This window comes from Pseudomonas sp. GW456-L13, assembly GCF_017350115.1.
Lineage (GTDB): Bacteria > Pseudomonadota > Gammaproteobacteria > Pseudomonadales > Pseudomonadaceae > Aquipseudomonas > Aquipseudomonas jessenii.
The window spans coordinates 793731-806403 of record NZ_JACNAS010000002.1 but is presented as its reverse complement, the minus strand read 5'-3'; the positions used below and the strand labels follow the sequence as shown (position 1 = coordinate 806403).

At 61.6% G+C, this 12673-nt stretch carries 10 protein-coding genes; 6 read left to right on the top strand and 4 right to left on the bottom strand.

The genetic code is table 11. The features are described from left to right. Positions 1-168: 168 nt before the first annotated feature. Genes rfbD through rfbB form a run of 3 tightly spaced genes read right to left on the bottom strand, consistent with a single transcriptional unit; the run spans position 169 to position 3039 of the window. Positions 169-1038, bottom strand: coding sequence for a dTDP-4-dehydrorhamnose reductase (gene rfbD, locus J4D25_RS17690; protein WP_057713788.1), 870 nt, complete (start codon positions 1036-1038; stop codon positions 169-171). 46 nt (positions 1039-1084) lie between these two features. Next, entirely contained in the window at positions 1085-1960 is an 876-nt protein-coding gene (gene rfbA / locus J4D25_RS17685) for a glucose-1-phosphate thymidylyltransferase RfbA (RefSeq protein WP_057713789.1), read from the bottom strand. Beyond that, positions 1957-3039 (bottom strand): dTDP-glucose 4,6-dehydratase, encoded by a 1083-nt coding sequence (rfbB, locus tag J4D25_RS17680; protein WP_057716576.1) that lies wholly within the window; start codon positions 3037-3039, stop codon positions 1957-1959. The genes rfbA and rfbB overlap by 4 nt, the downstream gene beginning before the upstream one ends. A gap of 344 nt (positions 3040-3383) precedes the next feature. Between rfbB and kdpF the strand changes: the two genes are divergently transcribed. The 6 genes from kdpF to J4D25_RS17650 all read left to right on the top strand — a co-directional run bounded on the left by kdpF (position 3384) and on the right by J4D25_RS17650 (position 11477). Continuing rightward, on the top strand, positions 3384-3473 hold the full coding sequence (kdpF, locus tag J4D25_RS17675) for a K(+)-transporting ATPase subunit F (RefSeq protein ID WP_079246727.1): 90 nt from the start codon (positions 3384-3386) through the stop codon (positions 3471-3473). Positions 3474-3481: 8 nt separating this feature from the next. Beyond that, complete coding sequence (gene kdpA / locus J4D25_RS17670; protein ID WP_057713790.1) at positions 3482-5191, top strand: potassium-transporting ATPase subunit KdpA; 1710 nt, start codon at positions 3482-3484, stop codon at positions 5189-5191. Between the two features lie 10 nt (positions 5192-5201). Beyond that, on the top strand, positions 5202-7259 hold the full coding sequence (gene kdpB, locus J4D25_RS17665; protein WP_057713791.1) for a potassium-transporting ATPase subunit KdpB: 2058 nt from the start codon (positions 5202-5204) through the stop codon (positions 7257-7259). A gap of 144 nt (positions 7260-7403) precedes the next feature. Next, positions 7404-7949, top strand: coding sequence for a potassium-transporting ATPase subunit KdpC (kdpC, locus tag J4D25_RS17660; protein ID WP_057713792.1), 546 nt, complete (start codon positions 7404-7406; stop codon positions 7947-7949). A gap of 129 nt (positions 7950-8078) precedes the next feature. Then, positions 8079-10730, top strand: coding sequence for a sensor histidine kinase KdpD (locus J4D25_RS17655; RefSeq protein WP_057713793.1), 2652 nt, complete (start codon positions 8079-8081; stop codon positions 10728-10730). Between the two features lie 48 nt (positions 10731-10778). After that, positions 10779-11477: a response regulator gene (locus J4D25_RS17650; RefSeq protein WP_057713794.1), complete on the top strand. Its 699-nt coding sequence runs from the start codon at positions 10779-10781 to the stop codon at positions 11475-11477. Positions 11478-11629: 152 nt separating this feature from the next. Here J4D25_RS17650 and J4D25_RS17645 read toward each other — a convergent pair whose 3' ends face one another. Continuing rightward, positions 11630-12667 (bottom strand): patatin-like phospholipase family protein, encoded by a 1038-nt coding sequence (locus J4D25_RS17645; protein WP_057713795.1) that lies wholly within the window; start codon positions 12665-12667, stop codon positions 11630-11632. Between the last annotated feature and the right edge of the window lie 6 nt (positions 12668-12673).

Sequence of the window (12673 nt, the reverse complement as noted above, 5' to 3'; positions counted from 1 at the left end):
GCTGTCGTATCGGGGATGTTCGCCACTGGATGCGCGAATATTGTGCGTCAGTCAGGGGCGCGCCGGTTTCAAATGCGGCTTTCGCGAGCAAGCCCGCATACCCGCTCCCCACACCGCTGCAACGCGCAGGTTTGGTATTTCAATGCCGGTGCGGGCAGCGGTTGATATTCAGGCTTGCAGATTGAGGCACTCGCGCAACGCCGTTTGCCAGTCTGGTTGGCTGACACCCCAGTCGCGTTGCAAGCGACTGCAATCCAGGCGCGAGTTGAGCGGTCGGGCTGCGGGTGTCGGGTAGTCGCTGGACGGGATCGGTAACAGGTCGGCGCAGGGCTTGCCCTGTTGTCGCAGCGCTTCACCGATCGCCTGGGCGAAGCCGAACCAGGAGGTCTCACCTTGAGCGCTCAGGTGATAAGTACCCCAGTTGGTAACCTGACTCGTCTGCCAGCGTTCAATCAGGGCAAGGGTGCTATTGGCGATTGTACCGGCCCATGTAGGTGCGCCGATTTGATCGGCGACTACACGTAACTCAGGTTTCTCTTGCAGCAGACGTTGCATCGTCAGTAGAAAATTGCGGCCATGAGTCGAGTAGACCCAGCTGGTACGCAGAATCAGATGTTTACCTTGCACGTCCCTGATGGCCTGTTCACCGGCCAGCTTGCTCTTGCCGTACACCCCGAGCGGGTTGGGCGTGTCGTCCTCGTTGTAAGGTCCGGCTTTCGTCCCGTCGAATACATAGTCCGTGGAGTAATGTATCAACGGGATGTCGAGAGCCAGCGCTTCTTCGGCCAGGATGCCGGGAGCTACGGCGTTAATGGCAAAGGCTGATTGCGGTTCACTTTCTGCCAGATCAACCGCGGTATGGGCCGCCGCGTTGATGATCAGATCGGGTCGAATGTTTTGCACTTGACGGCGAATCTGATCGGGCTGCGCGAGATCGAGCTGATCGCGACCCAATACGACCAGTTCACCGACAGCCCCCAGCCGCTGTTGCAATTCATGTGAAACCTGACCGTGTCGGCCATTGATGAGTATTTTCACGGGAACAGTCCAGTCTCGTTACCGGGCGAATCGGGCTCGCACAGGTTCATTGCTCTTCCCCTGCCAGCTTGGCCAGGTACTGGCCATACCCGGTTTTGCCAAAGTACCGGGCGCGCTCCATCAACTGTTCGCGGTTGATCCAGGCGTTTTCATAGGCGATCTCTTCGAGACAGGCGACTTTGAGACCCTGGCGGTGTTCGATGGTCTGCACGTACTGAGAGGCTTCGAGCAAGCTATCGTGGGTGCCGGTGTCGAGCCAGGCGAAACCTCGACCAAAACGCTCGACCTGCAGATCGCCACGTTGCAGATAGGCATTGTTGACGTCTGTGATTTCCAGCTCGCCGCGAGGCGAAGGTTTCACCGCCTTGGCGATCTCGATCACATCGTTGTCGTAGAAGTACAGGCCGGTAACGGCATAACTGGATTTCGGCGCTTTCGGTTTTTCTTCGATCGAAAGGGCACGGCCATCGCTGTCGAAATCAATCACGCCGAAGCGCTCGGGGTCCTTGACCCAGTAGCCGAATACGGTGGCGCCGGAGGTGCGTTTTGCCGCGTTCTGCAATTGTTCGCCAAAGTGCTGACCATGGAAGATGTTGTCGCCCAGGATCAGGCACACAGGGTCATCGCCAATGAACTCTTCGCCAATCAGAAAGGCCTGGGCCAGACCGTCCGGTGATGGCTGCTCGGCAAAGCTGAAATTCACCCCGAACTGGCTGCCGTCACCCAGCAGATTGCGATACTGGGGCAGATCCTGCGGGGTGGAGATCAGCAGAATATCCTTGATGCCGGCCAGCATCAGCACCGAAATCGGATAGTAGATCATTGGCTTGTCGTAGACCGGCAACAGCTGTTTCGACACTCCAAGCGTAATCGGGTGCAGGCGCGTGCCCGAGCCACCCGCCAAAACGATGCCTTTCATCATGCGAGCAGCTCCTTTGGATTGATGGCGCCAAGGCGTTCGCCCTGATAGCTGCCGTCTTGAACGCGGCGGCACCATTCCAGATTGTCCAGGTACCATTGAACGGTTTTGCGCAGGCCGGTTTCGAAGGTCTCTTCGGGCACCCAGCCCAGTTCGCGTTCAATCTTGCTGGCGTCGATTGCGTAACGCAGGTCATGACCAGGGCGATCCTGGACGAACGTGATGAGGTCGGCGTAATGCGCAACGCCCTCGGGCTTGTGCGGTGCCAATTCTTCGAGCAGGGCGCAGATGCCACGCACCACGTCGATGTTCTTTTGTTCGTTATGCCCGCCGATGTTGTAAGTCTCGCCGACGGTGCCGGTGGTCACCACTTTGAGCAGCGCACGGGCGTGATCTTCGACGAACAGCCAGTCGCGCACTTGCAGGCCATTGCCATACACCGGCAGCGGCTTGCCGGCCAACGCATTGAGGATGACCAGCGGAATCAATTTCTCGGGGAAGTGGAACGGCCCGTAATTGTTCGAGCAATTGGTCAGCAGCACCGGCAAGCCATAGGTCCGTTGCCAGGCGCGGACCAGGTGGTCGGACGCTGCCTTGCTGGCGGAGTAGGGCGAGCTCGGCGCGTAGGGCGTCGTTTCCGTGAACAGATCATCGACACCGTGCAGGTCGCCGTAAACCTCGTCAGTGGAAATGTGATGAAAGCGGAAGGCGCTTTTCTCAGGTTCCGGGAGGGCTTGCCAATAGGCTCGGGCGGCTTCTAGCAGGCTGTAGGTGCCGACAATGTTAGTCTGGATGAATTCCGATGGCCCGTCGATGGAACGATCGACGTGGGACTCCGCTGCCAGGTGCATGATCGCGTGAGGCTGAAAGCGCGCCAGCACTGCACTGACGGTCGCCTGATCGACAATATCGGCCTGAACGAACTCGTAGCGAGTGTCGTTGGCAATGCTGGTCAGCGACTCGAGATTGCCGGCATACGTCAGTTTGTCCAGGTTGAGCACTTCATGCTCAGTGTGTTGAATCAGCTCGCGGACAAGGGCCGAGCCTATGAAACCGGCTCCGCCGGTAATTAGGATACGCACGTTGGGCCAGCCTTTTTCAGTAATGCGAATAGAGGTAGCTTGCAGGCGCAAGCGGGGAGGTGCAAGAGATCCTGACCCCATTCGGTTGCGTCGCGTCATTTGGGCCGGATTATCCATGACTTGCAACCAGCACTCACTACTCTCGCGCACAATTTAACGCTCTACGTACGACACTCCCGGTTTTTTCCGTGCTGGAACGCCTTCCCGCACCCTGTAACCCCCGCGTAAACCCACTCTTTACGCTTTCTTTATGCCCTGCGGGCACCCTCGATCTCGTTCCTTTACAGCCTCCTTTCCGACAATGACTCCACACGCGGCAATACGCCGTAACACGGAGAACTTCCATGAGCGTTCTGGACGGGGTGTCGCTGCTGCTGGCAGTGGGGCTGTTCATTTATCTGTTTGTTGCGCTGCTGCGCGCGGACCGGAACTAGGAGCGGCTATGCACAGTTATGACTATTGGCTGATCCTCGGTTTTTTTGCCCTGGTTTTGGTCCCGGCGCCGTTTCTCGGGCGCTTCTACTACAAGGTGATGGAAGGGCAGCGCACCTGGCTGACGCCGATTCTCGGTCCGGTCGAACGTGGTTGTTATCGTCTGGCCGGCGTCGATCCGCAAGCCGAACAGAGCTGGCAGAAATACGCCCTGGCCTTGATTGCCTTCAACCTCGCGGGTTTCCTGCTGCTGTTCACGATCCTGTTGTTCCAGGACCACCTGCCGCTCAACCCGCAGAACCTGCCGGGTCAGGAGTGGACGCTGGCGTTCAACACCGCCGTCAGCTTCATGACCAACACCAACTGGCAGGCCTACAGCGGCGAAGCGTCCCTGAGCTACTTGAGCCAGATGGCTGGCCTCACCGTGCAGAACTTCGTCAGCGCCGCCACCGGTCTGGCGGTACTGGTCGCGTTGTGTCGCGGCATCGGCCGCAAATCCACCCGGACTCTGGGCAACTTCTGGGTCGACATGACCCGTGCCACCCTCTACGGCTTGCTGCCGCTGTGCCTGCTGCTGGCGCTGTACCTGGTCTGGCAGGGCGTGCCGCAAACTTTCTCGCAGTACGTGAATGCAGTGACCATGCAGGGTGTTGACCAAGTGATTCCGCTGGGACCGGCTGCCAGTCAGATTGCGATCAAGCAATTGGGCACCAACGGTGGTGGCTTCTTCGGCGTGAACTCGGCGCATCCGTTCGAGAACCCGACGGCGTGGAGCAACCTGTTCGAAGTGGCCTCGATCATCCTGATCCCGGTGGCACTGGTGTTCACTTTCGGTCACTACGTAAAGGACCTGCGTCAGAGTCGCGCGATCATCGCCTGCATGCTGGCGCTGTTCCTGATCGGCGGCGCGACCTCGCTGTGGGCTGAATACCAACCTAACCCTGCCTTGAACAATGTCGCTGTCGAGCAGACCGCGCCGCTGGAAGGCAAGGAAGCGCGTTTCGGCACCACCGCCACCGTGCTCTGGTCGGTGACCACCACGTCCGCGTCGAACGGTTCGGTAAACGGCATGCACGACAGCCTCAACCCACTGAGCGGCATGGTGGCCCTGGTCAACATGATGGTCGGCGAAGTGATCTTCGGCGGCGTTGGCGCCGGGCTCTACGGCATGTTGCTCAACGTGCTGATCGCGGTGTTCCTCGCCGGCCTGATGATCGGCCGCACTCCGGAATACCTCGGCAAGAAACTGCAAGCCAGGGAAGTGCAATTGCTGGTGGTGACCCTGATGGTCATGCCGATTGGCGTACTGGTGCTCGGCGCGATCGCCGCCAGCCTGCCAGGCCCGGTGGCTGCGGTGAGCAACCCTGGGCCTCACGGATTCAGTCAGCTGCTCTACGCCTACACCTCGGCCAGTGCCAACAACGGTTCCGCTTTCGCTGGCTTCGGCGCCAACACCCCCTTCCACAACCTGATGCTGGGCCTGGGCATGTTGATCGGTCGCTTCGGCTACATCCTCCCGGTCCTGGCCCTGGCCGGCAGCCTGGCGCTGAAGAAAACCGCCCCGATCGGGCAGAACAGTTTCCCGACCCACGGTCCGCTGTTCGTCACCCTGCTGACCGTGACCATTTTGCTGGTGGGTGGATTGACCTTCCTGCCGACTTTGGCACTGGGCCCAATCGCTGAACATCTGGGTATGGCTGCTTTTGGGTTAAAGAGCTAAGGAGCTGATGATGAATATGCCCGTAACCAAAACCGTCGCCGCCAAGGCACCGGAACAAACTAAAACCGCGATCTCGGCCCTGTGGCGCCCGGCGCTGCTGCAAGCCTTCGTCAAGTTCGACCCAAGGCAATTGCAGCGTGCGCCGGTGATGCTGGTGGTCGAACTGACGGCGATCCTGACCACCGTGCTGTGCTTCATTCCCGACACCGCAGTGCCGACTTTCGTTGCCGTGCAAATCGCTGTGTGGCTGTGGTTCACCGTCCTGTTCGCCAACTTCGCCGAGGCCTTGGCCGAAGGTCGCGGCAAGGCCCGTGCCGACAGCCTCAAGGCCGGCAGCGAAGGCCTCGGTGCCCGGCGCAAGACCAGCAACGGCAGCTTTCAGGTGGTGCCCGCCGCTAGCCTGCGAAAAGGGGATGTGGTGCGCGTCGAAGCCGGGGAGATGATCCCCGGTGACGGCGAAGTGATCGAAGGCATCGCGGCGGTCAACGAAGCGGCGATTACCGGTGAATCGGCCCCCGTGATTCGCGAATCCGGTGGCGACCGTTCGGCCGTCACCGGCAACACTCGGCTGGTGTCCGACTGGCTGCTGGTGAAGATTACCGCCAACCCCGGTGAGTCGACCCTGGACCGCATGATCGCCCTGGTCGAAGGCGCCAAGCGCCAGAAAACCCCGAACGAAGTGGCGCTCGATATCCTGCTGATCGGCCTGACCCTGATCTTCCTGCTGGTGGTCGTCACCCTGCAACCGTTCGCCCACTTCGCCAATGGCAGCCTGCCGCTGGTGTTCCTGGTGGCGCTGTTGGTCACGTTGATTCCGACCACCATCGGCGGCTTGCTGTCGGCCATCGGTATCGCCGGTATGGATCGCCTGGTGCGCCTGAACGTGATCGCCAAGTCCGGTCGTGCGGTGGAAGCGGCGGGGGACGTGCACGTCCTGCTGCTGGACAAGACCGGCACCATCACCTTCGGTAACCGTCGTTGCTCGGCGGTATATGCCGCGCCTGGCGTGACAGCCGGGGAGTTGGCCGAAGGCGCGTTGCTGGCCTCGCTGGCTGACGACACTGCGGAAGGCAAGTCGATCGTCGAGTACCTGCGCGGCACCCATCCGCAACCGGAACCGTCCGCTGAAGTGCTGACAGCCGTGCCATTCAGTGCCGAAACCCGCTTGTCCGGTGTCGACTATCAGGGGCGCGTGTACCGCAAGGGCGCGGTGGATTCGTTGCTGGCGTTCGTTGGCCTCAAGCGTGCTGACCTGGCACCGGCCCTGTCCCGTGAAATCGACAAGATCGCCCAAAGCGGCGGCACCCCGTTGCTGGTGTGTGCCGACGGCAAGTTGCTCGGGGCGATCCACCTCAAGGACGTAGTCAAGCCCGGTATCCGCGAGCGTTTCGCCGAGTTGCGCAAACTGGGGATCCGCACCGTCATGGTCACCGGCGACAACCCGTTGACCGCCGCTGCCATCGCCGCTGAGGCGGGTGTGGACGATGTGTTGGCCGAAGCCACGCCGGAGAAAAAACTGGCGCGCATTCGTCACGAGCAAAACGACGGTCGTCTGGTCGCCATGTGCGGCGACGGCGCCAACGACGCCCCGGCCCTGGCCCAGGCGGACGTCGGCATGGCGATGAACGACGGCACGCAGGCGGCCCGTGAAGCGGCCAACATGGTCGACCTCGACAGCGACCCGACCAAGCTGCTGGACGTGGTGCAGATTGGCAAGGAGCTGCTGGTAACCCGCGGTGCGTTGACGACTTTTTCCATCGCCAACGACGTGGCCAAGTACTTCGCGATCCTGCCGGCGCTGTTTGCTGCGATCTACCCGCAGCTTGGTGTGCTCAATGTGATGCACTTGAGCAGCCCGCAGAGCGCGATCCTCTCGGCGATCGTGTTTAACGCCCTGATCATTGTGGTGCTGATTCCGCTGGCGCTACGCGGTGTGCGGGTTCATGCGGCGAGTGCGGCAGCGTTGTTGCGGCGCAATCTGTTGATCTACGGCCTGGGCGGGATTCTGGTGCCGTTCGTGGGGATCAAGGCGATCGACATGCTGTTGACGGCGTTGCATCTGGTTTGACTGAACACCCCCCCTGTAGGAGCGAGCTCGCTCGCGATGGTGGTTAACGATAACGAGTGCTTCCTGACTGTACGCGGCGCTCTCAATTGCATCGCGAGCAAGCTCGCTCCTACAGGTTTTTCCTGTGAATTCGAGGATTTTCAAATGTCCACATTGATACGCCCGGCCCTGAGCCTGCTGGTCCTGATGACGCTGATCACCGGCGTCGCTTATCCACTGGTGGTCACCGGCGTGGCCCAGGTCGCGTTCCCGGATCAGGCCAACGGCAGCCTGGTGCGGGATGCCGAGGGCAAGGTCCGCGGGTCCTCTCAGATCGCTCAGGATTTCGTTGGCGACGCCTGGTTCCACCCGCGTCCTTCGGCCGGTGCCTTTGCCACCGTGTCGAGCAGTGCCAGCAACCTGTCGCCGAGCAACCCGGCGCTGGCGATGCGGGTGATCGACGATGCCAGCAAACTGCTGGTGCCAGACCAGGGGCCGGTGCCATTGGCGCTGATCACTACGTCCGGCAGCGGTCTCGATCCGCACTTGCCACCGGCGGCGATTGCCTATCAACTGGCGCGTGTCGCGACGGCGCGCAATCTGCCGGTAGCGACCCTGCAACAACTGCTGGACGCCCACATCGAGCAGCCATTGGTAGGCCCGCCGGTGGTGAATGTGCTTGAGTTGAATCGGGCGCTGGAAAAACTGTAAATCAGCGGCGCAGCCAATCGCGGGCAAGCCCGCTCTCACATTGGCGTGCGTACACCTGTGGGAGCGGGCTTGCTCGCGAAGACTGCAGAACAGTCACTACATCAATCCAGGTAAAAAGAGACCCCAAGCATGAGCAACTCCGGCCGCGCCGACGCGCTGTTAGCAGACCTGCCCCGCGATGGCCGTGGCCGGCTCAAAGTGTTTCTCGGTGCCGCGCCGGGTGTCGGCAAGACCTACGCCATGCTGCAATCGGCCCATACCCAGTTACGCCAAGGGGTGAAAGTCATTGCCGGCGTCGTCGAAACCCACGGCCGGGCCGAAACCGAAGCACTGCTCGGCGGCTTGTCGCAGCAGCCGTTGGTACGTTCGGAGTACCGTGGCGTGTTGCTCGAAGAAATGGACCTTGACGGTCTGCTCCTCGCCAAACCCAAGCTGGTGCTGGTCGACGAACTGGCGCACACCAATGCACCGGGCAGTCGTCACGAAAAACGCTGGCAAGACATTCAGGAACTGCTCGCCGCCGGCATCGATGTATACACCACGGTCAACGTTCAGCATCTGGAAAGCCTCAACGATCAGGTGCGCGGCATCACCGGCGTGCAGGTCCGCGAAACCCTGCCGGACTGGGTATTGCAGGAAGCCTACGAACTGCTGCTGATCGACTTGCCACCACGGGAGCTGCTCGAGCGATTGCGCGATGGCAAGGTCTATGTGCCGGAGCAGGCGCGGGCGGCCATCGATGCGTTCTTTTCCCAGACCAACCTGACGGCCCTGCGCGAACTGGCGATGCAAACCGCGGCGGCTCAAGTCGATAACGATCTGGCCCAAGGGTATCGTCAGTTGGGGCAAGCGGCGCCGGCCGTGCGCGGGCGTTTGCTGGTAGGGGTCGACGGCGATGCCCAGGCCGAGCGCCTGGTGCGTCATGCCAGTCGCGTGGCCCAGCGGCGGCACCTGCCCTGGAGCCTGGTGCACGTGGACAACGGCAGCGTGCGTGACGAGCAGTCCCGCCTGCGCCTGCAAAGCGCCCAGCAACTGGCCGAGCGCCTGGGCGGCGAAGTGGTGTTGCTGCGCGCCGGTGAAGTGGCGAAAACCTTGATCCAGCATGCCGCCGAACGCCGCGCCAGCCTGGTGCTGGTGGGCCAGTCCCGGCCGCGTTTGCGCCGACGTCTGTTCGGTGGCGGGCTGGCGGCGCGTCTGCTGCGTAATGCGCGCGGGCTGGAAATCAACGTTCTCGACAGCGATCACCAACCGCATCAACCCCATCGGCGGTCGATGCATTCACTGGTCTGGTTCGACTACGCATTGGCCGTGGTGGCGACGATTTCGGCCAGCGCTCTGGCCTGGGCCGTGGCGAGCGTACTGCCACTGCCGAACATCTCCCTGGTGTTCCTTGCGGCGGTATTGCTGGTGGCGGTGCGCAGCAGTCTCGGGCCGGCGCTGGCCTGTGCGGTGCTGTCGTTCCTGACCTATGACTTCCTGTTCATTCCGCCGAATTTCTCTTTCAGCATCCAGCGCGAAGAAGACGTGCTGACCTTGCTGTTTTTCCTGCTGATGGCGGCCCTCACCGGCAACCTCGCGGCGCGCCAGCGCAGACAATTGCAGGCACTGCGCGATACCCAGGAAGAGACCACCGAACTGCTCGACCTGTCACGCAAACTGACCGCCGCCACCGATCGCCAGGCCGTGGTCAGCGCGGCTACCCAGCACCTCAACGGTTGGAGCGACGTGCAACTGTGCCTGCTCAATCGCGACGGGCAAAACGGCTGGAAAGTAGAAACCGGTGGCCCGCTGGAGTTCACCGAAGCTGAGCGCGCCGCCGCCGATTGGGCCTGGCAGCACGATCAACCCGCGGGTGCGGGCACCGGCACCTTGCCGTTCGGCCGCTGGTGGTGGTGGCCGTTATCGGTGGAAGACGGTCCGCTGGCGTTGCTCGGCGTGTGCGCCAGGGACGGCCAGACCCTGAGCGGCCAACGCCGACGCTTGTTGACCGCGCTGACCCAACCGCTGGCCCAGGCGCTGGCCCGGGCGCAACTGGCCGATGATCTGGAAGCGGCTCGGCTGCACGGCGAAACCGAGCAATTGCGCAGTGCCTTGCTGGCTTCGGTGTCCCACGATTTACGCACACCGTTGACCTCCATGCGCGGCAGTATCGATAGCCTGCTGGCCCTGGGTGAAGCGATCCCGCTGGAGGATCGACGTGAACTGCTCGAAGGCACCCGTGATGAAGCCGAGCGCCTGGACCGGTACATTCAAAACCTGCTCGACATGACCCGGCTCGGCCACGGTGCGCTGAAGCTGGCGCGGGACTGGGTATCGCCGGCAGACATCGTCGGCAGTGCGCTCAACCGTCTGCGGACAGTCCTTGCGCCGTTGCAGGTCAGCACCGACGTGCCGGCGGAGTTACCGTTGCTGTTCGTGCATGCCGCACTGATCGAACAGGCGCTGATCAACGTGATGGAAAACGCCGCGCGGTTTTCGCCACCCCGCGGGCGTTTGCAATTGCACGCCGGGGCCGATGACAGTGAGCTGTTTTTCTCGGTCAGCGACGAGGGCCCGGGGATTCCGGAGGAGGATCGGGCGAAGATTTTCGACATGTTCTACACCGCGGCGCGGGGTGATCGCGGCGGGCAGGGTACCGGGCTGGGGCTGGCGATTTGTCAGGGCATGGTCGGTGCCCATGGCGGGCGTATCAGCGTCGCCGACGGCATCGAGGGGCGCGGCACCTGCATCACGTTGCACCTGCCGCTACAGGCTCAGCCGGGATACGAAAGTGAAGCCTGATCGCGCTTGCGCTACTCTCTTGCCACTTCTTTGTGTTGATGTGAATTCATGAGCCAGACCGCGACCATTTTGGTCATTGACGACGAACCGCAGATCCGCAAATTCCTGCGCATCAGCCTCGCCTCCCAGGGCTACAAAGTGCTGGAGGCGGGCAGCGGCAGTGAAGGATTGGCGCAAGCTGCGTTGAACAAACCGGACTTGCTGGTACTCGATCTCGGCTTGCCGGACATGGACGGCCAACAGGTATTGCGCGATTTTCGCGAATGGTCGACGGTGCCGGTACTGGTGCTCTCCGTGCGCGCCAGTGAAGGGCAGAAAGTCGAGGCCCTGGATGGCGGCGCCAATGACTATGTGACCAAGCCATTCGGCATTCAGGAATTCCTGGCGCGGATCCGTGCGTTATTGCGCCAGGCGCCCGCAGGCGAGGTGCAACAAGCGGAGCTGAACTTCGGTCCGTTGACGGTCGACCTGGCGTATCGCCGGGTGCTGCTCGACGATGTCGAAGTCGCGCTGACTCGCAAGGAGTACGCCGTGCTGGCGCAACTGGCGCGGCATCCCGGGCGGGTGATCACCCAGCAGCAATTGCTCAAGGACATCTGGGGGCCGACTCACACCGAAGACACTCACTACCTGCGCATCGTGGTCGGGCATTTGCGCCAGAAACTGGCGGATGACCCGACCCGGCCACGATTCATCGTGACCGAGGCTGGGGTGGGGTATCGGTTGTTGAGTGAAGGCAGCCTTTAGAACTTCGTTGCCTGGTCTGACGTCATCGCGAGCAAGCTCGCTCCCACATAGGATCCTGGTCAGACACACATTTTGTGAACACCAAAGATTCACTGTGGGAGCGAGCTTGCTCGCGATGAGGCCCTTGCATTCAATCGAGAATTTTCAGACGTTCAGTTCTGCTCATTCTCATACCGGTCCAGCGTATCCCGCGCAATCTCCCGTCCCAGCGCGATCAACTCCGGCGCCTTGTAGAACTCGAAAAACCGACACACGCGCTTGGGCACGTTGATCAGGATGTCCGGCGGATACCCGGCAATCTTGTACTGCGCCAGTGACGTCTGCATCACCTCGAAACTCTGGTTGATCAAATCCAGCAAGGACGCCGGCCCGACGTTGTCGATGATGAACGAACCGGTGGCGGAGCGGGGGGCGCCACTGGTTTCCGGAGCGGCCGCGGGTTGCTGCGCCTGGGGCTCGGCGGATTCGATCCACGGGTTGAGCTCCGCACCTTCGGCCTTCAAGGCTTCCTGTTCCAGAATCAACAATTGCTCGGCTTGTTTGCGCCGGAACGGCAACTTCGAGCCGACGGAGTTGATCAGGCTGTCGAAGCGGGTCTTGAAGGCGGCGGGACGCTGGATGACCGGCAATTGATAGTGGCGCTGGTTGGTGGCGTTGAGGTTGACCGCGATGATCAAGTCGCAATGGCTCGACACCACCGGCACGATCGGCAGCGGGTTGAGAATGCCGCCATCGACCAGCATGCGGTTGCCTTGCATCACCGGGGTAAACAGGCTGGGAATCGCTGCCGAGGCGCGCATGGCCTGATGCAGGCAACCTTCCTGGAACCAGATTTCCTGCTGGTTGGTCAGGTCGGTGGCAACCGCGGTGTAGGGGATACGCAAATCTTCGATGTTGATCTCGCCGACGATCTTGCGGATCTGTCCGAAGACTTTCTCGCCACGGATCGCCCCCAGACGAAAACTGACGTCCACCAGACGCAACACGTCGAGATAATCCAGGCTCTCGATCCAGTCACGGTAGTCATTGAGTTTGCCGGCGGCGTAGATCCCTCCCACCACCGCGCCCATGGAGCATCCGGCGATACAGGCAATGTCATAGCCGCGCCGTTCGATCTCTTCAATGACCCCGATATGTGCATAACCCCGGGCTCCACCCGAGCCCAATACCAGTGCGACACGCTTTTTCATGAATCG